This is a genomic window from Mesobacillus sp., from assembly GCF_057785455.1.
This window is the reverse complement of the sequence record NZ_JBYNSB010000038.1, coordinates 119,218-142,044: the sequence shown is the minus strand read 5'-3', so window position 1 is coordinate 142,044 and position 22,827 is coordinate 119,218. Positions and strand designations below refer to the sequence as shown.

The 22,827-nt window shown below is 44.0% G+C and carries 20 protein-coding genes; all 20 read left to right on the top strand.

The window, feature by feature from the left end; genetic code table 11:
- Window positions 1-27: 27 nt before the first annotated feature.
- The gene (ftsL, locus tag AC3EBE_RS15855) at window positions 28-387 is read left to right on the top strand and encodes a cell division protein FtsL (RefSeq protein ID WP_488596008.1); all 360 of its coding nucleotides are present in this window, start codon (window positions 28-30) and stop codon (window positions 385-387) included.
- On the top strand, window positions 387-2,597 hold the full coding sequence (locus AC3EBE_RS15850; RefSeq protein WP_488596007.1) for a penicillin-binding protein: 2,211 nt from the start codon (window positions 387-389) through the stop codon (window positions 2,595-2,597). Before ftsL ends, AC3EBE_RS15850 begins: the two co-directional genes overlap by 1 nt.
- Window positions 2,598-2,892: 295 nt before the next feature.
- Window positions 2,893-4,806 carry a stage V sporulation protein D gene (locus AC3EBE_RS15845; protein ID WP_488596006.1) on the top strand — a complete coding sequence of 638 codons (1,914 nt, stop codon included), beginning with the start codon at window positions 2,893-2,895 and terminating at the stop codon, window positions 4,804-4,806.
- A 201-nt stretch (window positions 4,807-5,007) separates the two neighbouring features.
- A complete protein-coding gene (locus AC3EBE_RS15840) occupies window positions 5,008-6,468 on the top strand; it encodes a UDP-N-acetylmuramoyl-L-alanyl-D-glutamate--2,6-diaminopimelate ligase (protein ID WP_488596005.1) in 1,461 nt (486 codons plus the stop codon).
- A gap of 1 nt (window position 6,469) precedes the next feature.
- A complete protein-coding gene (locus tag AC3EBE_RS15835) occupies window positions 6,470-6,919 on the top strand; it encodes a hypothetical protein (protein ID WP_488596004.1) in 450 nt (149 codons plus the stop codon).
- Between the two features lies 1 nt (window position 6,920).
- Entirely contained in the window at window positions 6,921-7,895 is a 975-nt protein-coding gene (gene mraY, locus AC3EBE_RS15830; protein ID WP_488596003.1) for a phospho-N-acetylmuramoyl-pentapeptide-transferase, read from the top strand.
- Window positions 7,896-9,248, top strand: a complete 1,353-nt coding sequence (gene murD, locus AC3EBE_RS15825) for a UDP-N-acetylmuramoyl-L-alanine--D-glutamate ligase (protein ID WP_488596002.1) — start codon at window positions 7,896-7,898, stop codon at window positions 9,246-9,248.
- A gap of 100 nt (window positions 9,249-9,348) precedes the next feature.
- Window positions 9,349-10,449, top strand: a complete 1,101-nt coding sequence (gene spoVE / locus AC3EBE_RS15820; RefSeq protein ID WP_488596001.1) for a stage V sporulation protein E — start codon at window positions 9,349-9,351, stop codon at window positions 10,447-10,449.
- Window positions 10,450-11,463: 1,014 nt separating this feature from the next.
- On the top strand, window positions 11,464-12,558 hold the full coding sequence (murG, locus tag AC3EBE_RS15815; protein ID WP_488596000.1) for an undecaprenyldiphospho-muramoylpentapeptide beta-N-acetylglucosaminyltransferase: 1,095 nt from the start codon (window positions 11,464-11,466) through the stop codon (window positions 12,556-12,558).
- A 61-nt stretch (window positions 12,559-12,619) separates the two neighbouring features.
- Entirely contained in the window at window positions 12,620-13,528 is a 909-nt protein-coding gene (gene murB, locus AC3EBE_RS15810; RefSeq protein ID WP_488595999.1) for a UDP-N-acetylmuramate dehydrogenase, read from the top strand.
- A gap of 261 nt (window positions 13,529-13,789) precedes the next feature.
- Window positions 13,790-14,581, top strand: a complete 792-nt coding sequence (locus AC3EBE_RS15805; protein WP_488595998.1) for a cell division protein FtsQ/DivIB — start codon at window positions 13,790-13,792, stop codon at window positions 14,579-14,581.
- A complete protein-coding gene (locus tag AC3EBE_RS15800; RefSeq protein WP_488596045.1) occupies window positions 14,529-15,263 on the top strand; it encodes a DUF881 domain-containing protein in 735 nt (244 codons plus the stop codon). The genes AC3EBE_RS15805 and AC3EBE_RS15800 overlap by 53 nt, the downstream gene beginning before the upstream one ends.
- Window positions 15,264-15,369: 106 nt before the next feature.
- Complete coding sequence (locus AC3EBE_RS15795; protein ID WP_488595997.1) at window positions 15,370-16,104, top strand: DUF881 domain-containing protein; 735 nt, start codon at window positions 15,370-15,372, stop codon at window positions 16,102-16,104.
- Window positions 16,104-16,454: a small basic family protein gene (locus tag AC3EBE_RS15790; protein ID WP_488595996.1), complete on the top strand. Its 351-nt coding sequence runs from the start codon at window positions 16,104-16,106 to the stop codon at window positions 16,452-16,454. Before AC3EBE_RS15795 ends, AC3EBE_RS15790 begins: the two co-directional genes overlap by 1 nt.
- A 138-nt stretch (window positions 16,455-16,592) precedes the next feature.
- On the top strand, window positions 16,593-17,876 hold the full coding sequence (gene ftsA, locus AC3EBE_RS15785) for a cell division protein FtsA (protein WP_488595995.1): 1,284 nt from the start codon (window positions 16,593-16,595) through the stop codon (window positions 17,874-17,876).
- Window positions 17,877-17,917: 41 nt separating this feature from the next.
- Entirely contained in the window at window positions 17,918-19,060 is a 1,143-nt protein-coding gene (gene ftsZ, locus AC3EBE_RS15780; RefSeq protein WP_488595994.1) for a cell division protein FtsZ, read from the top strand.
- A gap of 340 nt (window positions 19,061-19,400) precedes the next feature.
- Complete coding sequence (gene spoIIGA, locus AC3EBE_RS15775) at window positions 19,401-20,345, top strand: sigma-E processing peptidase SpoIIGA (protein ID WP_488595993.1); 945 nt, start codon at window positions 19,401-19,403, stop codon at window positions 20,343-20,345.
- Between the two features lie 44 nt (window positions 20,346-20,389).
- Window positions 20,390-21,109, top strand: a complete 720-nt coding sequence (sigE, locus tag AC3EBE_RS15770; RefSeq protein WP_251542120.1) for an RNA polymerase sporulation sigma factor SigE — start codon at window positions 20,390-20,392, stop codon at window positions 21,107-21,109.
- A gap of 176 nt (window positions 21,110-21,285) precedes the next feature.
- A complete protein-coding gene (sigG, locus tag AC3EBE_RS15765) occupies window positions 21,286-22,065 on the top strand; it encodes an RNA polymerase sporulation sigma factor SigG (RefSeq protein WP_335427762.1) in 780 nt (259 codons plus the stop codon).
- 425 nt (window positions 22,066-22,490) lie between these two features.
- Entirely contained in the window at window positions 22,491-22,763 is a 273-nt protein-coding gene (locus AC3EBE_RS15760) for a YlmC/YmxH family sporulation protein (protein ID WP_488595992.1), read from the top strand.
- Window positions 22,764-22,827: the final 64 nt, after the last annotated feature.

The following is a 22,827-nucleotide window of genomic DNA, read 5'->3' as shown; positions in this document are numbered from 1 at the left end:
GATAAAAAATAAAACTCAGGAGGGAAAATGATGAGCAATCTGGCAAGAAAATTGCAACAGGAACAGCAGCAGCGCACTGTTCAGGCGCCGGCAAAAGCACCGGCAAAAAGAAATTCGATCCTTACGCCCGGTGAAAAGATCCTGATGTTTGTTTTCGGAGCGATGGTTTGCTTCGGCGCAACATTCATGGTATCCAAACAGGCAGCCATTTATGAAGTGAACAAAGACATCCAAGTTATCGAAGGCAGCATCCAGGAACAGCAAAAAATAAACAGTGACCTAGAAGTCCAGGTTAGCGAATTAAGTACCTACGAGCGAATCAAGAAAGTGACAGAAAAGCTTGGTTTAACATTGAATGAAGACAATGTTAAGGGTGTTGAAAATTAATGGGCAAGAAACAGCCAAATATGAATGCAGGAGCAGCGGTATTATTTTTAATATTCAGCCTGCTCTTTTTTATCTTGATTTTCAGGTTTGTCTCCATACAGGTCACCGGTGAAGTCCATGGACAAGCCCTTGCTGCGAAGGCAAAGCAGAAATACACGAACGAAAAAGTAATTGAAGCAGTCAGAGGAACGATTTTTGACCGGAAAGGCGAGGTAATTGCCGAAGACACGACTGCGTATACTCTTGTAGCCATTCTTGATGAATCCGTTACGAGCAGTCCAAAAAAGCCAAGGCATGTCGCGGACCCGGGAAAAACAGCCAGGGAGCTGGCGAAGTATATCGATATGGATGAATCGGATATTTATAAGCGCCTGACAAAAGAAGGCGTATACCAGGTGGAGTTCGGCAAAGCCGGCCGTGATATTTCCCACCAGACTAAAAGAGAAATAGAAGAATTAAAGCTTCCTGGTATCACTTTTATCAGAGATTCGAAGAGATTTTATCCTAATGGCATTTTTTCTTCTCATTTAGTTGGCTATGTTGAAAAGGAAGATAAAGATGGGAAAGTCACCTCTAGCGGAAAACTGGGAATCGAAAAGACATTGAATGAACAGCTAACCGGAAAAAACGGCTCACTATCTTTTGAGAGTGATCTTTGGGGATTCCTTTTGCCAGATGCAGAAAAAAAGATCACACCTGCACATAATGGTGATAATGTATACTTGACAATCGATAAAAAGATCCAGACTTTTGTTGAGGACGCTGTCAGTCGCGTCGAGGAGGAGTACAAGCCGAAGAAGATCATTGCGATTGTCGCTGACCCCAAGACAGGGGACATCCTGGCCATGGCCCAGCGTCCGACCTTCCATCCAACCACAAAGGAAGGGCTGAATCAAAACTGGCATAATGAGGTAATAGAAACCCCTATTGAACCAGGCTCTACAATGAAGATTTTCACGCTTGCCGCAGCAATTCAAGAGAATAAATGGAATCCTTATGAAAAGTTCAAATCTGGATCCTACCAGGTTACCGAAAAATCTGGCAGAATCCATGATCACAATAATGGTCAGGGCTGGGGATCTATTTCTTTTCTGGAAGGAATTCAGCGCTCTTCTAACGTTGCTGTAGCTAAATTGGTTAATGAGAAGATTGGCACCGAGAAGTTCCGCCAGTATTTAACTGACTTTGGCTTTGATAAGAAGACGGGCATCGATCTCCCGCATGAAGCTTTGGGGAAAATTGTTTATAAATGGCCGATTGAAAAAATCACTACTTCCTATGGCCAGGGAACTACAATCACGCCGATTCAGATGATCCAGGCAGCGACAGCAGTGGCAAATGACGGTAAAATGATGAAGCCACAGGTCATTGATAAGATTGTAGATTCCGCTACCGGAGAAGTCATCAAGGAAAGCAAACCCGAGGTAGCAGGGCAGCCGATTTCGGCTGAGACTGCGAAAGAAGTCAGAAATGTACTTGAGACGGTAGTGACAGCAGAGAACGGAACCGGAAAATCCTATGCGATTGAAGGATATAAGGTTGCCGGTAAGACAGGTACGGCGAACTTAACAGAAAACGGCAGTTATCTCGGCGGTGCTAATGATTATCTGTTTTCTTTCCTGGGCATGGCCCCTAAGGAAGACCCAAAGCTGATTGTCTATGTTGCCGTGCAGCAGCCGGAAATTGACCATTATTTCAAAGGCTCAGTTCCCACTTCGATGATCTTTAAATCTGTTATGAAAAGCAGCCTGCAGTATCTGAACATCAAGCCTGCTTCTATGGAAAAAGCAGAATCAAGTCCTATACCTGAAGTTAGCGGCATGAGTGTTTCTGAGGCTGGCAAGCTATTAGAAACAAAAGGGTTCACTTCTATTGTTATTGGTACTGGTGACCGGGTTGAGAAACAGCTGCCGGCAGCGGATACAGTAGCATTAGAGGGAGAAAAGATCATCTTGAAAACTGCCGGTGCCCAAACATATCCTGATATGACCGGATGGTCCCTGCGTGATGTGATGAAGCTTGCGCAAATCTCCGATGTGAAATTGAACAAAGCTGGCAGCGGCTATGTCATCAAGCAGAGCCTTAAACCAGGATCACCGATCAAGGAAGGGGAAGATTTGATTGTATCGCTTGAAACCCCGCTGCAGCAGTTTGAGAAATCGATGAAAAAAGAAGAGAAACCAGATGAAACAGAGGAAGTTGGCGGCTGATCAGGCTGCCGGCCCTCTGTTTTTTTTCTTAGACTTATAACTTTTGCCCAGCTCTTACTAACTGAGCCGCCTCCCCGGTTACTTCTCCATAAGCCTTTCTCTAGTGACCCCGAGAACAGAACTTCAAACTACGACCCTCCTCTTAATTCCTATCCCTCGAAAAATAGGTAACAATCAGGGCTTGTCTGGATATCTTGTTATATTCAAATAGGTACAAGCATATATTTGAAGAAGTAAATCAGACCGAAATAAATTCGCAGTAACCGGAATAAACAAAAGGGGGTTCGTTCTTTTTATGCGTGTTTCAAACGTTACCGTCAGAAGGCGGCTGGCGCTCGTATTGTTGGTTGGGATTCTGGTATTTTTCATCATAGATGTGCGTCTTGGCTATGTTCAATTTATGCTTGGTGACTTTTTGACTGGCAAAGCCAAAGATTCATGGAGCAGGAATGTACCCTTTGAGCCACAGCGCGGCGAAATTATGGACAGGAACGGAGTTGCACTGGCAACCAATATCAGTGCTCCAACAGTATATGCTGTTCCACGCCAAATCGAAGATGCGGATGTGACAGCTGAAAAATTGGCTGCAGCTTTGAATATGCCAAAAGAAAAAGCCTACCAGCATATCACAAAGAAGGCAATGATAGAGAGGATCCCCGAAGGCAGAAAAATCTCACATGAAAAAGCGAAGGAAATCAGGGCTCTGAATCTTAAAGGGATTTATATTGGCGAGGACTCGAAGCGCCACTATCCATTTGGCAGCTATCTTTCCCATGTCCTTGGATTTGCAGGCGTGGACAACCAGGGCCTGATGGGGCTTGAGCTGTATTATGACAAGCAGTTAAAAGGGACAAAAGGCTCTGTACAATTTTATGCGAATGCCAAAGGCCAGCGGATGAATGACATGGCGGATGATTATGAGCCGCCGGTTGATGGTTTGGACCTGAAGCTGACCATCGACAGCAAAGTCCAGACGATTATCGAACGGGAACTGGATATTGCCCAGGCTAAATATAATCCGGACGGAATTGTTGCGATCGCCATGAATCCCAATAATGGTGAAATTCTTGCGATGTCGAGCAGGCCTGATTTTGATCCTGCTAACTTCCGTAATGTGCCGCCTGAAGTGTATAACCGTAACCTGCCGGTGTGGAGCACATATGAGCCGGGATCTACATTTAAAATCGTAACACTTGCTGCTGCTCTTCAAGAAGGCAAGGTTGATCTTGAGAAGGACCATTTCCATGATCCAGGATCTGTTGAAGTGGCAGGAGCGAGAATACGCTGCTGGAAAAAGGGAGGGCATGGGAGCCAGTCCTTCCTGGAAGTTGTAGAGAATTCCTGTAACCCGGGGTTTGTAGAGCTCGGGGAAAGGCTTGGGAAGGAAACGCTGTTTAAATATGTGAAGGATTTCGGGTTTGGCCAAAAAACTGGCATAGACCTTCAAGGTGAAGGCAAAGGCATCCTGTTTAATATTGATAAAGTAGGACCAGTCGAACAGGCAACTACAGCCTTTGGGCAGGGTGTATCAGTGACACCGATCCAACAGGTTGCTGCAGTTGCTGCAGCTGTGAATGGAGGAATACTCTATACGCCGTATATAGCTAAAGAATTGATTGACCCTGTAACAGGGGAGGTCGTCATGAAAAAGACCCCTGAAGCAAAAAGGAGAGTAATCTCTGAGGAAACCTCAAAGGAAATCCGGCATGCTCTAGAAAGTGTGGTTGCGAAAGGTTCAGGTAAAAATGCTTATGTTGATTCATACCGGGTTGGCGGAAAAACGGGTACAGCACAAAAAGCCCAAAATGGCCGTTATCTGGAAAACAACCACATTGTTTCGTTTATAGGATTCGCACCAGCCGATGATCCGCAGATTGTCGTTTATGTTGCTGTAGATAATCCGAAGGGCACGATCCAGTTTGGTGGTGTTGTGGCTGCGCCAATCGTCGGAGATATTATGGAAGACAGCCTCAGGGCACTTGAGGTGCCTCCTCGCAAACAGCAAATCGAAAAGGAATTGACATGGCTGGACACTCCACTTGTAGAAGTGCCTGATTTAGTCGGAATGTCCAAAAAAGAACTGCAGCAGCAGCTCATCAATTTCAAGCTGGATGTAGCCGGAGAGGGTGAGAAAGTTGTTAAGCAGCTGCCTTCCCCAGGTGTGAAGATTAAAGAGGGATCGACCATAAGAGTTTATATGAATAATTGAGGTACTCGAGAAAATGAGCGGCGTGCGGATTTTAATCCGCCGCCCGCTTTTGTATGTTCATGATAGACTGAAAAATCTGCATTAAACGAGAAATAACCCTGTGAGAAAAAAGGGCTCGGACATTTCGGCTCAACAATGGCTAAAATTAGCCTAATCATGTAAAATAAGAGTCGCCATGTTGTTTGAGAGGATTTGATAGATATGAAATTGCACGAGTTGATTGGTTATTTGCATCCCTTCGTGGATTATAAGGGAGAAAATCCCGAAATCACTTCAATAGAGAATGATAACCGAAAAGTGACTACTGGAAGTTTATTCATTTGCATTAAAGGCTATACAGTTGATGGTCATGACTTTGCTGCATCTGCAGTGAAAAATGGAGCATCCGCTGTTCTTGCTGAACGTGAGCTTCCGTTGAATGTACCGGTCATTGTTGTTAAAGATACTGTCAGAGCAATGGCAGTGCTCGCTGATGCTTTTTATGGGCAGCCAAGCAAGAAGCTTCATATGATTGGGATTACCGGCACGAATGGCAAGACAACAACAAGCCATATTATTGAGCAGATTTTTAAAGATGCCGGACAAAAAACAGGCTTGATCGGAACCATGTATACAAAAATTGGCGAGCAGGTTTTTGAGGTTAAAAATACAACACCCGAAAGCCTTACACTTCAGAAAACATTTAAAAAGATGGTGGATGAGCAGGTGGATACTGCTGTGATGGAGGTATCATCACACGCGCTTGCTTACGGAAGGGTACATGGTACAGATTACAATATCGCTGTTTTTACGAATCTTACCCAGGACCATCTTGACTATCACAAAACGATGGAAGAGTATCGGAAGGCAAAGGGCTTGCTTTTTTCTCAACTGGGAAATGCCTTCAATCATGAAAAGCCGAAATTTGCCGTGCTTAATGCGGATGACCCGGCTAGTGAAGAATATGCGATGAATACATCCGCCCACATTCTTACCTATGGAATCGACAATCATGCTGATCTTCAGGCAATCAATATTACAATGACTGCAAGTGGTACTTCATTCGATTTAGTCAGTCCTTTTGGAATCCGTAAAGCGAATATCCAGCTTATTGGCAAATTCAGTATCTATAATGTATTGGCCAGCATCGGAGCAGCGCTTGTATCTGGATTGCCGCTTGAGAATATCATCTCCTCCGTGGAGAGTGTAAAAGGTGTTTCCGGACGGTTTGAAGTGGTCGACGCTGGACAGGATTATTCCGTTATTGTTGATTATGCTCATACGCCGGATAGCCTTGAAAATGTTTTGAAGACAGTACAGCAATTCGCAAGGAAGCGAATCTTTTGCGTAGTCGGCTGTGGTGGTGACCGCGACAGGACGAAGCGCCCGCTGATGGCTAAAATTGCATGTGAGTACTCTACAGATGCCATCTTCACCTCAGATAATCCGCGTAGCGAGGACCCTGAACAAATCATTAAGGACATGGAAGAAGGAGTAAAGGGCGAAGTATACACAGCTATTATTGACAGGAAGGAAGCCATCAGGCATGCTGTCAGCAATGCATCCGAGGGAGATGTTATTTTGATTGCGGGTAAGGGGCATGAAACCTACCAGCAAATCGGCGACAGAACCTTCGATTTTGATGACAGAATCGTGGCACGTGAGGCGATAGAGGAGAGGTAATATGCTGACATATCAGGATGTTTCCCGGCTGTTTTCAAAGAAGGCTGGAATCGTTGAAGAAACCATCCAATTCCATACAGTAAGCAGCGTGGCTGGCGAAAAACAGCCAAAGGGACTGTTTGTTCCGGTGTCCAGGGAATCGGGGTCGCTTCAGCAGGCAATTGCCAATGGTGCGATAGCTGCCCTATGGCCGGAACATGAACCAGTTCCTGCTTATAAACCCAACCATTTTCCATTATTTTTTACAGAAGATCTTTTGAAAGGCTTAGAGGATATCATGAAATCATACTTAGAATATTTATCGCAGCAAGATGTGAATAAAGGCATTACGAATTTTATTTTCCAGCACAATGAACTTCTCAATGAAAAAGAAGCAACATATGATATAGCTGTAATGGCAAAAAAAATCAATCATTTCAACAGTGATCAGAGCAAGGCAGGTGAGGAATAGAATGCTGGAGCAAGTTATCTTTTTCACAATATTGATGGGCTTCCTGATTACAGTTTTGCTTTCTCCAGTTTTCATTCCTTTTTTACGAAGGCTGAAATTTGGCCAAAGCATCAGGGAGGAAGGGCCGAAATCCCACCAGAAAAAAACAGGTACACCGACGATGGGCGGAATCATGATTCTGCTTTCCATAACCGTGACTACGCTCGTAATGACAGGGAAATTTTCACAGCCCTCTGTCGAGACGTATTTGCTGCTATTCGTGACATTAGGCTTCGGACTGCTCGGGTTTATGGATGATTTTATCAAGGTCGTCATGAAAAGGAATCTTGGTTTGACTTCAAAGCAAAAGCTGCTTGGCCAAATCATCATTTCTGTTATTTTTTATTTCATTTTTAAACAAAGTGAATTCTCAACCGAAGTCAGTATTCCTTTGACAGATTACTCATTCGATCTTGGCTGGGGATATGTCTTATTCATTATTTTCTGGATGGTTGGTTTCTCTAATGCGGTCAACCTGACGGACGGGCTTGACGGGCTGGTATCAGGTACGGCTGCCATTGCCTTCGGTGCTTTTTCTGTCCTTGCATGGAATCAATCACAATATGAACTTTCGATTTTTTCAGTTGCTGTTGTCGGGGCTGTATTGGGCTTCCTGGTATTCAATGCGCATCCAGCTAAGGTGTTCATGGGAGATACTGGTTCACTTGCGCTTGGCGGAGCGATTGCTACTGTAGCAATCCTGGCGAAGCTTGAAATCATTTTAATTATCATCGGCGGAATTTTTGTAATAGAAACACTGTCAGTCATCCTGCAGGTTATCTCATTCAAAACAACAGGTAAGCGGATTTTTCGCATGAGCCCGCTTCATCACCATTATGAATTGATTGGCTGGTCTGAATGGCGAGTGGTCGTGACGTTCTGGACCGTAGGCCTTCTTTTTGCCATTCTTGGAATCTATATTGAGGTGTGGATTTAGATGAAAGATATCAAAACATATCAACATAAGAAAATACTTGTACTTGGATTGGCCAAAAGCGGTGTAAGTGCTGCAGCTCTTTTACACAAGCTTGGTGCATTCGTCACAGTGAATGACAGCAAGCCTCTTTCTGAGAATCCTGAAGCCCAGGGGCTGCTTGAACAGGGGATAAAGGTTGTTTGCGGCAGCCATCCAATTGAATTGATGGATGAAGGCTTCGAACTGGTTGTCAAAAATCCAGGCATCCCATACTTCAATCCTATGATCCAGAAGGCAGTCGAAAAGAAGATTCCGATTATAACTGAAGTCGAGCTGGCCTACCAGGTCTCCGAAGCTCCACTGATCGGGATTACTGGGACCAATGGAAAAACAACTACAACAACGTTAATCTATGAAATGCTTAAAGATGGAAATAAGCTGCCGCTGATCGCCGGCAATATAGGCACCGTCGCATCTGGTGTTGCCCAGGAAGCAACATCAGAAAACATCATTGTTATTGAATTGTCATCCTTCCAGCTTATGGGGATCGATCAGTTCAAGCCTAAAATCGCGATTATAACGAATCTTTATGATGCTCATCTTGATTATCATGGTACCAAGGCTGAATACATCGAAGCCAAAGCCCGTATTACAATGAACCAGACTGAAGAGGATTATTTGATTGTGAATGCCGACCAGGATGAAGTGATGGAGATTGCCAGCCACTCTCAGGCGAAAATTATCCCCTTCTCCACGAAGAAGGTTTTGGACAATGGGGCATACGTCAAGGATGGCTGGGTTTACTTTAACGGAGAACAAATTATCCAGACGAAAGATATCGTCCTTCCAGGCAAGCATAACCTGGAAAATATCTTATCTGCAGCAGCGGCAACCCTTCTTTCAGGGGCGGGCAAGGAAGCGATTTTTAACGTATTGACTTCCTTTGCTGGTGTTCGCCACAGGCTGCAATTTGTCGGCGACGTAGAGGGCCGTAAATTCTATAATGATTCAAAAGCAACCAATATCCTGGCGACTGAAAATGCGCTGGCTGCCTTTGAAGCACCGATTGTTTTGCTGGCAGGCGGACTGGACAGGGGTAATTCATTTGATGAATTGGTTCCTTCGCTGAAAAATGTCAAAGCTATGATTACTTTTGGCCAGACGGCTGAAAAGGTTGGACAGGCTGGTAAGGATGCAGGAATAAAAACGATATTGAGGGTCGATAATGTTGAAAAGGCCGTGCCCGTGGCATTTGAACATTCTGAACCTGGTGATGTCATTCTCCTGTCGCCTGCTTGCGCAAGCTGGGATCAATACAAAACTTTTGAGGTCAGGGGAGACATGTTTATCGAGGCCGTGCATAAGCTTAAATAAGGGCTTGTCTCGTACATCATGACTCCGGCTGCTGGCCTGGCTGCAGGCTGGATGGGAAGCGGCATATGAGCCCTAAATCATACAGCCGAGGTGTATTGCATTGCCAACCAAAAAAAACACTCCAGACATATTCCTGATGATTGTTACCTTTACGCTCCTGGCGGTAGGCTTGATTATGGTCTACAGTGCGAGTGCAGTCTGGGCAGATTATAGGTTCAATGATTCATTTTTCTTTGCCAAGCGCCAAATGCTGTTTGCAGGAGTAGGCATCATCGCAATGTTCTTTATTATGAATGTGGACTACTGGACTTGGCGGACATGGGCAAAGGTGATTCTGATTGTCTGCTTCGTGCTCCTTATTCTCGTATTGATTCCCGGAATCGGCAATGTAAGGAATGGCTCCCGGAGCTGGATCGGAGTAGGAGCTTTTTCGATACAGCCTTCAGAATTCATGAAACTGGCGATGATCGCTTTCCTGGCGAAATTTCTTTCGGAAAATCAAAAAGCAATTACTACTTTTAAAAATGGGCTTCTGCCTTCTTTAGGTCTCGTCTTTCTTGCTTTTGGCCTGATCATGCTGCAGCCTGACCTGGGAACCGGTACTGTCATGGTTGGTACATCCGTAGTGATGATCTTTATTGCCGGTGCAAGGATCAGCCATTTTGCAGGGCTGGGACTCCTGGGTGTTGCTGGATTTGTTGGTTTGATCATTTCCGCTCCATACAGGATGAAGAGGATTACCTCATTTCTTGATCCGTGGTCCGACCCATTAGGTAGCGGGTTCCAGATGATCCAGTCCCTTTACGCAATTGGTCCTGGCGGATTGTTTGGTTTAGGACTGGGCCAAAGCAGACAGAAGTTCTTTTACCTCCCGGAACCGCAGACAGACTTTATTTTTGCAATCCTGGCGGAGGAATTGGGATTCATCGGCGGTTCATTTATCCTTCTGTTGTTCTCCTTGCTGCTCTGGAGGGGCATCAGGATTGCACTTGGGGCACCTGATCTGTACGGGACGTTTCTTGCGACAGGGATTATTGCAATGATTGCAATCCAGGTGATGATTAATATCGGCGTAGTAACAGGCTTGATGCCAGTAACAGGAATCACGCTTCCGTTCCTGAGTTATGGAGGATCATCGCTGACCTTGATGCTTATGGCAGTCGGGGTGCTGCTGAATATCAGCCGCCATTCTCGGTATTGAAGCTTTTGGATGGCTATAAATTAAGAAATTAAAAGACCCTGGCGCCAGGGTCTTTTAATTTGGCTCTTATCTAATACTTTGTTGATATTGATAACTAAATAGGATTGAATCACCAAAGTTACTTCTCAACTTAACGCTTAATATGAGAAAAGAGCTTACTAACTTTGCACCGGCAAACAAAATGGGTTTTTCAAGTTAAAATCGGCTTTTGGATTTTAACAAAAGTCTTTAGGAGAACAGTCTTTAATTTTGAATACCGTATAAAGAGCAGGGAGAGAATGGTGAGGAATTGCGGAGGATTTATAAAAGGAATATGGCTTCTAGCCCAGGGTGTGAAATTGATGAAATATCAGATTCGGACGGTTATCCAAGCTTTGCAGCAGAGTCTGTCTGAATGGCAGCATGATTTGGACAGTTTTTCAAGCACCGTAGCTGAAACTGTCCGAATGGGGGCATGATTTGGACAGTTTTCCAAGTATCGCAGCTGAAACTGTCTGAATGACAGGCTGATTTGGACAGCTTTCCAAGCAAAGCGGCGGAATCTGTCCGAAAGGAAGCTTGATTCGGACAGTTTTTCAAGCTCCGTAGCTGAAACTGTCTGAATGGTGGCATGATTTGGACAGTTTTTCCAAGCACCGCAGCTGAAACTGTCTGAATGGCAGGCTGATTTGGACAGTTTCCAAGCGTCGCAGCAAAATCTGTCCAAATGGCAGCATGATTTAGACAGTTTTCCAAGTACCGCAGCTGAAACTGTCTAAACGCGGGCTTGATTTGGACATTATCCAAGCACCACACCAGAATCTGTCTGAATGCAGCCTGAATTTTGATGAAAAAAGGTCCTTAATACCTTGTATTAATATAGGATTATCAGCGTGTTCATGCTATATTACATTTAAATGACATTATCTTTAAATCCGGCTCTGGAGTTTAGTTTATAGTAGAATAGGGTAAAACCGTGAAGTGCCTTTTTTTAGGCTGATTTAGAAATAGAGATTTGTTGCTGAGGTGTGGAAAATGAAGATTGCAGTTAGTGGCGGCGGAACAGGCGGGCATATATACCCTGCGCTCGCACTGATCAGAGAAATACAGAAGGAAAACAATAACGTCGAATTTCTCTACATAGGTACAGAAAAAGGGCTTGAAAGTAAAATAGTGCCCAGGGAAAATATCCCGTTTAAATCGATACATATTACTGGTTTTAAAAGAAAAATATCATTTGAGAATGTAAAAACTGTTCTCCGTTTCCTCAAGGGAGTAAGAGACAGTAAAAAGATGCTGAAGGAATTCAATCCGGATGTAGTGATTGGAACCGGCGGTTATGTATGTGGTCCGGTAGTCTATGCTGCTGCAAAAATGGGCATACCTACAATTGTCCATGAACAAAACAGCGTACCAGGCCTGACGAATAAGTTCCTGAGCCGTTATGTCGATAAGATAGCCATTTGTTTTGAGGAAGCACGGGAGTTTTTCCCAGAGCAGAAGGTAGTTCTGACAGGCAATCCCCGGGCATCCGAGGTATTGGGACAGGATGGTATCAAAGGCCGTCTGTCTGCCGGATTAAAGCTTAAGGTTCCTACTGTGCTGATTTTCGGTGGAAGCAGGGGAGCCAGGCCAATTAATGAAGCAGTCGTAAAAAGCTTAACTGAACTTAGCAGCAAGCCATACCAGGTTTTATATGTAACAGGTGATGTGCATTACGAAGAGGTGCAAAAAGAAGTTGAATTGGTTGGGAATCCAGAGAATGTCATCATAAAACCATTTATTCATAATATGCCTGAGGTTCTTGCGGGAATCGATTTAACGGTTTCCCGTGCTGGCGCAACAACCCTGGCCGAGCTGACTTCCCTGGGAATTCCGAGTATTCTCATACCAAGCCCATATGTAACAGATAACCACCAGGAAAAAAACGCCCGTGCATTAAGCGAACATGGCGCTGCTAAATTGCTGCTTGAGAAAGATCTTACTGGGCTTAAGCTGGTGGAACATATCGACAATATATTAGGCAGTGAGGAAAAATTGGCTGATATGAAAAAGGCAGCAAAGAAACTTGGCGTGCCTGATGCTGCGCATCGGGTGTATCGCCTGATGGAGGAATTGGCTAAGAAGTAGCCTATAGGCAGACTTCTGCATAATATAGCCAAAATGGATGCAGAGTGAAAGGAAGGTATTTATGAAGGATCTAGCTGACAAACTTAGAGAATTGAACATCGGTTCAATAAAAGAAAATGAGCCGCTGGCCAACCATACATCGATGAAAATTGGCGGACCTGCCGACATATTTATTGAGCCTTCATCTATTGATAATTTAAAAAGAGCATTAGAGGTAATCCAGGATTCAAACATAAAATGGACGGTAATTGGCAGGGGATCAAACCTTTTAGTGACTGACAAAGGTATCGAAGGTGCGGTAATCAAGCTGGGAACCGGCCTGAATGAATTGGAGGTTGAAGGCACCCGCGTGACAGCAGGAGGCGGGCTGTCCCTGGTGAATTTCGCGATGACGATCAGCCGTAAAGGTCTTTCTGGACTTGAATTTGCAGGCGGCATACCCGGATCTATCGGCGGAGCGGTTTATATGAACGCGGGTGCTCATGGATCGGATATCTCTCAAATCCTAGAAAAGGCATATGTGTTATTTGAGGACGGATCCCTGGAATGGCTTTCAAATGAAGAAATGAAGTTTTCCTACAGGACGTCCGTGCTGCAGAAAGAGCGCCCGGGTATTGTTGTAGCAGCAGTATTCCAGCTGAAGGAAGGCAATAAAGACGAAATCGTTGCCGAGCTGCAAAAGAATAAGGACTATCGAAAAGAAACCCAGCCTTATAATTATCCAAGCTGCGGCAGCGTGTTTAGGAATCCGCTTCCTAACTATGCCGGAAATTTGATTGAAAAATCAGGGCTCAAAGGCCATCGTCTCGGTGGAGCACAAATTTCGGAGCTTCACGGAAACTTCATTGTGAATACAGGGAATGCGAAGGCAGAGGACGTTCTTGGGCTGATTCAGCATGTAAAGGATACGGTATTGAATTTGCACGGTGTGAAGATGGAAACAGAGGTTGAAATTATCGGCCGAAAATAAATGGAAATAGCTTTAAGCTGTCAAATTCTGTGATATAATATTTCATTAGATTGGAAGCAAACCTTTTGTAAAATACGGCATGAATCCGTTCGTGCCGTTGGTTTATTTTTCCGCGGCAGAATGGAGTGTTTTGGCAATTCTTCTGTGGTTAAAATCTGGAAAAATTTTATTCACATTAATTGATGGCTCTAACCTGCAAGAATGCGAACTAGATGTTAGGCTTTAATGGAATGGGTTCAGCCGGCAAAGAGGGGATTGAAAATGGACAAGGGGAAAATCGTCTCAATTGAAGACCGAATTCCGAAGTTGAAGCACCAGAGGCGCAAGAAAGCAAATCGCAGACTAATAGTGCTGTTGGCAGTGTTTTTTAGTTTGATTGCCGGCGTCATCTATTTTCAGTCTCCGCTCAGCAAAGTGAAAAACATTACCGTTACTGGTAATCACGCCTATGATTATGACCAGATAGTGAACAAAAGCGGAATTTCGCTGAAAACAAATGTCTGGCAAATCAACAGGAAAGAGACTGAAAAAAAACTGGAACAGATTCAGGAAGTGAAAAACGCAACAGTGAAAGTCGTGCTTCCTAACACTGTCTCAATCAAAATCGATGAATATAAACGCCTTGCTTACATATCAAAAGGCAAGAATTTTTATCCGGTCCTTGAAAATGGAAATATTCTAGGGGAAAAACAAATTGACGAAATCCCAGTCAACGCGCCTATTTTAATAGGGTTCAAGGAGGGGAAGGTTCTGGATGAGATGATTGCATCCCTTGAAAATCTTCCGGAGGTCGTGATCAATTCAATTTCAGAGATTCACTCAAAGTCAGTTAAATCTGACCGATATCTGATTAAGCTGTATATGAATGACGGCTTCGAAGTAAACGCTACTTTAAGGACCTTCTCTGAAAAAATGGCACATTATCCTTCTATTGTCAGCCAGCTCGACCCTGCCAAAAAAGGTGTAATTGACCTTGAAGTTGGCTCTTATTTTAAAGCGTATGAAGCAGAGGAAGCTGAGGAAGTTGAAATTGAAAAAGAAAGTGAACAGTAATCGAGTCATCCTTTCGCTCGTTTCCCTGGTGCTGGGCTTTATGGTCGCATTTTCATATCGCGTCACACAGGATGAAAGCGACAATGGCAAGGGATTGACGAGTAAGCAGTGGGAGCAGCATTTAAGCTTGCGCAATGAGCTAATTGAACAGGAAGAAAAAAACCGAGAGCTGCAAAAAGAGTTGAATGACAAGCAGGAAAAAGTAAGGAATATTGAAGAAAACTTATCCAAGGAAGCAAGGGTATTTTCAAATCTTGCAGAAGATGCTGAAAAATACCGGATGTTTCTCGGCAAAGTAAAGGTTAGCGGTAAGGGTGTCAAGGTGACTCTGGCAGATGGAGAGTATGACCCTGACGAAGAAAATATCAATAACTACCTGGTCCATGAACATCATGTTTTTAAGGTAATTAATGAACTTTATATTTCAGGTGCAGCAGCTATCTCTGTCAACGGGCAAAGGATTTCGCATAATTCCTATATTCTTTGTACCGGTCCAGTAATTACTGTCGATGGCTACCAGCATCCTGCCCCATTTGAAATTACTGCTATTGGAGACCCCAATGTTCTTTCTTCCGCACTTAATATCACTGGTGGAATCAAAGACCAGCTTGTGAACGATCAAATTGTTTTTTCTCTGGAAGAAATTGATAAAATCACAATGGAGCCAATCCTTGGGAATTAACCAGAGAGCTGTGTTTTTTACAGGCAAGGAATGTTTTTAAGGCTTTTGTCAGCATGCTGCACTGCGAGGTGCGGGAAAGAGCCTAATAGAAAGCAAGGTGAATAGGTTGGGCCGCCCTAAAAATCTAAGTTTTACCCTCATTGCTGCGATTATTGGACTAATGGTTGCCATTCAGTTCCAGACCGTCAGGGAACCGGAAGTGAGGGATACCAGGGATACTTGGCAGCTTCGCGAGGACCTGATGAAGGAAAAGGAAATACAGTCCAAGCTGCTCCTGGAGATCAGGTCAAATGAAGAAAAAATCTCCAAATATGAAACAGAGCGCCAGCATAGTAAAGAGGAAGTCCTCAGGGAGACACTTGATGAATTGAAAATTGAGGCAGGGCTGACAGAAGTAACCGGCCCGGGAATCACCTTATCCATTGCCCCGGCATTTAATTTGATCAGCGATGGAGACAATGCGCCTACTGTTTCCCCCGACATGCTCAAAAGGCTGTTGAATGAGCTGAATATGTATGGAGCCCAGCATGTATCTGTGGATGGAGAAAGAGTGATCAATACGACAGTTGTCCGCGATATTAACAGAGTGACTAAGATCAATGGGCACTCCCTCAATCGTTTCCCAATAGAAATCAAGGTGATTGCGGCAAATGGCCAGTCTGCCGAGAAGTTATATAATCGCATGAAGGTTTCAACTGTGGCTGAGGATTTCTTTATTGATAATCTGGAGGTAACTGTCAACAGGCCAGAAAGCAAACTGGTTATCCCAGCCTATCAGGAAACAATCAGGATCAGGTATCTTGAATCCGTTAAAAAAGATAAAGGGGGAGGCAACGGATAATGTGGCTTCCAATAATGGGCTTGATCATCGGTGTGATTATCGGGCTGTTGACCGATATAAAAATACCTGAGGAATACTCAAATTACCTGTCGATCGCCATACTTGCTGCCCTTGACACTTTATTTGGCGGCATAAGGGCGCAGCTGCAAAATATATACGATGAAAAAGTTTTTGTGTCAGGTTTCTTTTTTAATATAATATTAGCTGCAAGTTTAGCTTTTCTAGGTGTTCATCTTGGTGTAGACTTGTATTTAGCAGCAGTTTTTGCCTTCGGGGTAAGGCTGTTCCAGAATATTGCCGTTATCAGGCGGATTTTATTGACAAAATGGTCAACTACAAGTGAAAAGTAGAAAAAAAAATGATATTTTAAAAGGGAAATATTTAATTGTGACGAATAAAGTAATGTAATTAAAATTGAAAAACATTTAGTTTCAACAGCACATAATTGTTGTTCAAACATTAGGAATTGTTGAAGGAGGTGCCACAGAATGAACAGCAATGATATATATGTCAGTCTTGATATCGGTACATCCAGTGTGAAAGTTATCATTGGGGAAATGGTCAATGACTCTTTAAATATAATTGGTGTTGGCAATGTGAAGTCTGAAGGTTTAAGGAAGGGCTCCATTGTTGATATAGATGAAACCGTTCATTCTATTAAACGGGCAGTAGAACAAGCTGAGAGAATGATAGGGATGAAGATTAACCAGGTGATCGTAGGAGTCACCGGTAACCATGTCTCGCTCATGCCTTGTCATGGCGTAGTAGCAGTTTCAAGTGACAATCGCGAAATCACGAACGAGGATGTCGCGCGTGTAATCGATGCTGCCCAGGTAATATCGATCCCGCCTGAACGAGAAATAATAGACGTCATTCCTAAGCAGTTTATCGTGGATGGCCTTGATGAAATCAATGATCCGCGAGGCATGATCGGTGTTAGGCTCGAAATGGAAGGTACGATTATTACAGGTTCAAAAACCATCTTACATAATACACTCCGCTGTGTAGAGCGTGCTGGCCTTGAAATACTGGATATCGGTTTACAGCCGCTTGCCGCCGGAGCATTCGCCCTTTCAAAGGACGAAAAGAACATGGGTGTTGCCATGATCGATATTGGCGGCGGTTCAACAACAGTCGCTGTCTTCGACAATGGACACCTAAGAGGAACATCCGTGATTCCTGTAGGCGGGGACCATATTACCAAGGACTTGTCCATTGGCCTTCGAACTACGACGGAAGAAGCGGATAAATTAAAGTTAAAACATGGACATGCCTTCTATGATCATGCTTCGGAAGATGAATATTTCGAAGTCCCCATCATTGGGAGCGACCAGAAGCAGCAGTTCAACCAGCTTGAGGTTGCGGATATCATTGAAGCAAGGATGGAGGAAATCTTCTCACTTGTCCAGGATGAATTGAAGATGATGAACATCAGGGATCTTCCTGGTGGATTTGTCCTCACGGGCGGTACTGCGAATATGCAGGGGGTCCTTGAGCTTGCACAGGATATTTTCCAGAGCCGTGTAAGGATAGCGATCCCAGACTACATTGGAGTGAGGGAACCGCAATATACGACTGCAGTTGGCCTGATACAATTTGCATATAAGAACGCAAAATTAAAAGGAAAGAAAATGGAAGCTGCTTTTAGTGAATTAGAACCGAAAGAAAAAAGAGTTCAGAAACAGCCGCATCCAAAATCGAAGCCTGAGAAACAGCCTGAAGAGAAAGTATCATCAAGAATGAAAAAATTTCTTGGCTACTTTTTCGAATAATTCAGGGCTCACAGGAAATCGACGAATTAGGAGGATTTGTCATGTTGGAATTTGATACTAATTTAGATTCACTTGCTACTATAAAAGTTATCGGTGTTGGCGGCGGCGGAAATAATGCGGTTAACCGAATGATCGAACACGGAGTACAGGGTGTTGAATTTATCGCGGTAAATACCGATGCCCAGGCATTAAATCTTTCCAAAGCTGAAATCAGAATGCAAATCGGGGCAAAATTAACCCGCGGACTTGGTGCCGGCGCTAATCCTGAGGTTGGCAAGAAAGCTGCAGAAGAAAGCAAAGAGCAGATTGAAGAAGTGCTTAAAGGCGCTGATATGGTCTTCGTTACAGCTGGTATGGGCGGAGGAACTGGAACAGGTGCTGCTCCTGTAATCGCTCAAATCGCCAAGGACCTTGGAGCGCTAACTGTAGGTGTTGTAACGCGTCCATTTACTTTCGAGGGCCGCAAGCGTGCTGGACAAGCCGGCGGCGGAATTTCGGCAATGAAGGAAGCGGTAGATACGCTAATCGTCATTCCGAATGACCGTTTGCTTGAAATCGTTGATAAGAGCACTCCGATGCTTGAAGCGTTCCGTGAAGCGGATAACGTTCTGCGCCAGGGTGTTCAGGGTATATCCGACTTGATCGCTACACCAGGTTTGATCAACCTCGACTTCGCTGATGTGAAGACAATCATGTCCAACAAAGGTTCTGCTTTGATGGGTATTGGTGTAGCAGCTGGTGAAAACCGTGCTACTGAAGCAGCTAAAAAAGCGATTTCCTCTCCATTGCTTGAGACATCTCTCGATGGAGCACAGGGCGTCCTGATGAATATCACTGGCGGCACGAACCTTAGCCTGTATGAGGTACAGGAAGCAGCTGATATTGTTGCATCTGCCTCAGACCAGGATGTTAACATGATCTTTGGTTCTGTCATCAATGAGAACCTTAAGGATGAAATCATCGTAACTGTTATTGCGACAGGCTTTAACGAAGAGGTAATCCAGCCAAAGCCTTCACGTCCAGGATTTGGCGGACAGCAAAAGCCACAGCTTGGCGCAATCAAGCGTGAACAGCCAAAGCGTGAAGAAATTCAGCAGGAGGCACCAAGAAACAATCCTGCACCACAAGGCGAAGACGCACTTGATATCCCAACATTCCTTCGCAACCGCAACAGAAGAAGATAATAAAAAACACACAAGGCACAGCCAACAGGCTGTGCCTTTTTTGCGTTAAAGCACTGGGGGTCAGACCCCCAGTGCAGTGCCGCGTTAAAGCGCCGGGGGTCTGACCCCCACTGCGGTGCAGGGTTAAAGTGTAAGTGGGTTTTTCTCTGTTTCTAATTTTATCTATGAATAATCTGAAAATTGACAAAATCCGAATGGATAAGTGAAAATTTCTGATGTTTTGTATACAGAATGTGACACACTTCATGGAGCAATAACGATATACTTTTTCGTAACGGAATGATAGAGAAGTCAGCAAAGAGGCTATTCACCCATTTAATTAATGGTATTGACAGGGGGAATGCAGGTGAAGATCTATCTGGATGTCATTTGGGCTTTGAATCTACTATTTGATTCCTTCCTCCTGTATCTGGCAGCGATTATCCTTAAAAGGCAGGTTAAGCTCTGGCGGATTGCTCTTGGCGGATTTATCGGTTCATTGCTCATTATATTGTCAATTACTCCGTTACATGCTGCAGCGGGGCACCCGGCTGGGAAATTATTTTTTTCAGTGTTGATGGTGTTGACGGTATTTGGCTATAAGAGAATGCGCTTTTTCTTCAAAGCTCTTATGACCTTTTATGTGACTACCTTCCTGCTTGGGGGAACATTGACAGGCGTCCATTATTTCATCCAATTTGATATGGAGCTTGCCTCGAATGTCGCCATCAATCATATCAAAGGCTTTGGCGACCCTATTAGCTGGCTGTTTGTTATCCTTGGTTTCCCGCTTGCATGGCACTTTTCAAGACGGAATATTGAGCAATTTGAAATGGCAAAGATTCAGTATGATTCCCTGGCGGATGTGGAAATTCAATTCATGGATTTGACCTTCAAGGTTCGAGGATTGGTTGACAGCGGCAACCAGCTCTATGATCCAATCTCGAAAATGCCGGTGATGATCCTGTCAATCAGTAAAACATTAGCAGCAATTCCTGAAGAGATTCGCAGGATTGCAGAGGATCCAGATTGTGTAATGTCGGGGGAAGTGGCTTTTTCTCAGGAGCTTGAAAGCAAAATGAGGATCATTCCATGTAAAGTGGTTGGACAAGAACATCAGCTGATTGTTGCTCTGCAGCCTGAAAGCATAAAGATTTCAACAGAAACAGATATTTATTTTGCAGAAAAAGGACTTATTTCTTTTACCACCCAGGAACTTTCGGCGGATGACAGCTTCCAATGCATCGTTCATCCTAAGATGCTGGCAGGCATGGCAAAAGCAGGCTCAGCTGCTAAGGTGAGTTAATATTACTATACTCAGAAATACATAATTTAGAAGGAGGACAATCAATGAAAAATTTACGGCTTCGGTTATCCTATTACTGGTATAAATTATTAATGAAACTTGGATTAAAAACAGATGAAATATATTATATCGGCGGTAGCGAAGCGTTGCCACCTCCTTTGACCAAAGAAGAGGAAGAGGTTCTGCTGAATAAGCTTCCAAATGGCGATAAGGCGGCCAGGTCTATCCTGATTGAAAGGAATCTCCGTCTGGTCGTATATATTGCCAGGAAGTTCGAGAACACTGGCATCAATATAGAGGACCTGATCAGCATCGGCACAATTGGCTTAATCAAGGCTGTGAACACTTTCAATCCCGAGAAGAAGATCAAGCTGGCAACTTATGCTTCCCGGTGCATTGAAAATGAAATATTGATGTATTTGCGCAGGAACAATAAGCTGCGTTCCGAGGTTTCTTTCGATGAGCCATTGAATATCGATTGGGACGGCAATGAGCTGCTGCTTTCCGATGTCCTGGGCACAGATGATGACATCATAACAAAAGACCTTGAATCAAATGTTGATAAGAAACTTCTGGTTAAAGCGCTGCAGCAGCTTTCTGACCGCGAAAAACAAATCATGGAGCTGCGCTTCGGGCTTGGCAGCGGTGAAGAAAAGACCCAGAAGGATGTCGCAGACATGCTGGGCATCTCACAATCCTATATTTCCCGTCTTGAAAAACGAATCATAAAACGGCTTCGAAAAGAATTCAACAAAATGGTATAGCATTTAGCAATAACCGTTCGACAGAAAAAAATTTTTTTCTTGGATAACATTGATAATCTGCGGTTTTCCTGGCTATATCTTCCTGATATCAACCAGCCAGCCGGTAAATAGTGCATATTTTTCCTTCCTGCGGAGATACTGAATTTTGACAGCAGCTCCTGTGAGGAGGGAAAAGATTGACACGAAACAAAGTTGAAATTTGCGGTGTGGATACATCAAAGCTTCCCGTTCTTAAAAACGAGGAAATGAGAAAACTTTTTAGAGAAATGCAAAGTGGTGACATCACAGCAAGAGAAAAACTTGTGAATGGAAACCTGAGGCTTGTTTTAAGTGTAATCCAGCGATTTAACAACCGGGGCGAGTTTGTCGACGATCTGTTCCAGGTCGGTTGTATAGGCCTTATGAAATCCATTGATAACTTTGATTTGGGGCAGAATGTGAAATTTTCTACCTATGCCGTCCCAATGATCATAGGTGAAATCAGACGGTATTTACGTGATAATAATCCTATCAGAGTTTCCCGATCCCTGAGGGATATAGCCTATAAAGCATTGCAGGTAAGGGAGCGGCTGATGAGCGAGGCCTCAAGGGAACCGACAGCGGAGGAAATCGCAAAAGTGCTGGAAGTGCCTCATGAAGAAATTGTCTTTGCTCTAGATGCCATTCAGGATCCTGTTTCCTTGTTCGAACCAATCTATAACGATGGCGGCGATCCAATCTTTGTGATGGACCAGCTGAGCGATGAGCGGAACAAGGATACTCATTGGATAGAAGAAATTGCTTTAAAAGAGGGAATGCGGCGATTGAATGAAAGGGAAAAACTCATCCTGAGGAAGAGATTTTTCCAGGGTAAAACACAAATGGAAGTCGCAGATGAAATTGGCATCTCCCAGGCACAAGTATCCCGACTTGAAAAAGCGGCAATCAAACAAATGAATAAGAATATCCAAAGCTAAGCTGCCCCTTAAAGGCAGCTTTTTATAATTGGGAAGAGAAAGTTGTATAAAAAGGTATTTGCCTGCTTTATGATAAACCCTGTTGATTGGAACGGAAGACGCGCAGACTCCTTCGGGCGCAGCTGGACAGGTGAGACCCCGCAGGAGCAAAGCGACGAGGAGCTCACCGCCAGCCCCGAGGAAAGCGAAGCGTATGGAGTGGAAATCAACAGTACTGTATATCATCTAAACATTAAAAAAGACAGCAAACAACCATGGATACAATCGAGTTAGTCTGCAGGCTGATGCTGCCCCTTAAAGGCAGCTTTTTATTTTGCCCATGGACTCCTCCAAACTCATACAACTCAATTCCAGTCATATATTTTTATATAAGAAATAAACAATTTCTTGCCAACTGAAAGAATGTGAACTCCGGAGGGATCTGCATGGTAAAAGTAACCGAATTCCAGATAAAAGATGTCGTCAATGTTTCAGATGGGAAAAGGCTGGGGAACATTGAAGATATTGAGATTAATTTGACTACAGGGAAAATTGAAGCTGTTGTCATAGGCAGCACTGGAAAAGTCCTTGGATTCTTTGGCAGGGAAGACGAGGTTGTAATTCCCTGGAAAAACATCCTGAAAATTGGGGAAGATGTCATCCTTGTACGTTACAAGGATAGCGGACAGTATATCGAGCACGACGGCAGTGAACAGTGACACCTTATCGCTGTTGTGTTCACGCTTTGATATGATAAACTAGACAAAAAACATGGTGAGGTAG

Bases quoted from the DNA above. Each gene is read 5' to 3' on its own strand.
- ftsA (WP_488595995.1), top strand. From the start codon at position 16,593: ATGAACAGCAATGATATATATGTCAGTCTTGATATCGGTACATCCAGT.
- murD (WP_488596002.1), top strand. From the start codon at position 7,896: ATGAAAGATATCAAAACATATCAACATAAGAAAATACTTGTACTTGGA.
- AC3EBE_RS15790 (WP_488595996.1), top strand. From the start codon at position 16,104: ATGTGGCTTCCAATAATGGGCTTGATCATCGGTGTGATTATCGGGCTG.
- AC3EBE_RS15805 (WP_488595998.1), top strand. From the start codon at position 13,790: ATGGACAAGGGGAAAATCGTCTCAATTGAAGACCGAATTCCGAAGTTG.
- sigE (WP_251542120.1), top strand. From the start codon at position 20,390: ATGAAAAATTTACGGCTTCGGTTATCCTATTACTGGTATAAATTATTA.
- AC3EBE_RS15760 (WP_488595992.1), top strand. From the start codon at position 22,491: ATGGTAAAAGTAACCGAATTCCAGATAAAAGATGTCGTCAATGTTTCA.
- AC3EBE_RS15800 (WP_488596045.1), top strand. From the start codon at position 14,529: ATGAAGCAGAGGAAGCTGAGGAAGTTGAAATTGAAAAAGAAAGTGAAC.
- spoIIGA (WP_488595993.1), top strand. From the start codon at position 19,401: ATGCAGGTGAAGATCTATCTGGATGTCATTTGGGCTTTGAATCTACTA.
- AC3EBE_RS15840 (WP_488596005.1), top strand. From the start codon at position 5,008: ATGAAATTGCACGAGTTGATTGGTTATTTGCATCCCTTCGTGGATTAT.
- AC3EBE_RS15850 (WP_488596007.1), top strand. From the start codon at position 387: ATGGGCAAGAAACAGCCAAATATGAATGCAGGAGCAGCGGTATTATTT.
- murG (WP_488596000.1), top strand. From the start codon at position 11,464: ATGAAGATTGCAGTTAGTGGCGGCGGAACAGGCGGGCATATATACCCT.
- murB (WP_488595999.1), top strand. From the start codon at position 12,620: ATGAAGGATCTAGCTGACAAACTTAGAGAATTGAACATCGGTTCAATA.
- AC3EBE_RS15835 (WP_488596004.1), top strand. From the start codon at position 6,470: ATGCTGACATATCAGGATGTTTCCCGGCTGTTTTCAAAGAAGGCTGGA.
- AC3EBE_RS15845 (WP_488596006.1), top strand. From the start codon at position 2,893: ATGCGTGTTTCAAACGTTACCGTCAGAAGGCGGCTGGCGCTCGTATTG.
- ftsL (WP_488596008.1), top strand. From the start codon at position 28: ATGATGAGCAATCTGGCAAGAAAATTGCAACAGGAACAGCAGCAGCGC.
- ftsZ (WP_488595994.1), top strand. From the start codon at position 17,918: ATGTTGGAATTTGATACTAATTTAGATTCACTTGCTACTATAAAAGTT.
- mraY (WP_488596003.1), top strand. From the start codon at position 6,921: ATGCTGGAGCAAGTTATCTTTTTCACAATATTGATGGGCTTCCTGATT.